1 pseudogene is annotated in these 325 nt (G+C 61.2%); it reads left to right on the top strand.

Features of this window, described 5'->3' with window-relative positions:
- Positions 1 to 325: pseudogene (locus CDV44_RS28130) on the top strand (porin); the annotation flags it as partial.

Below are 325 nucleotides of genomic sequence, written 5' to 3'. Positions count from 1 at the left end.
GCGTTCGCGCTGGATTACGCCAACGGCCCGTTCAAGATTGGCGCAACGTACGAGAGCGAGAACAACCGCACGTTGAACCTCGGTGGCGGCTTGGGGCTGTCGAGCTATCAGGGCGTGAATCTGGCCAGCGGCGCGACGTTCCCAACCGACAACGTGCGCAATTACGGTGTCGGCATGTCGTACCGGATCGAGCGCTGGTTGCTGCACGCGCTTTTCACGGCGACGCGGATCCAGGCAGGCGGCAGTGCGCAAACGATGACCAACTACGACGTGGGGGCGAATTTTCAGTGGACGTTGACCAATGCCATCAACGCAGGTGTTGCGT

Origin of the sequence: Pandoraea sp. PE-S2R-1 (assembly GCF_002179865.1) — a bacterium.
GTDB lineage: Bacteria > Pseudomonadota > Gammaproteobacteria > Burkholderiales > Burkholderiaceae > Pandoraea.
Note: the sequence above shows the minus strand (reverse complement) of the source record. Positions and strands in the feature narration are given on the sequence as shown.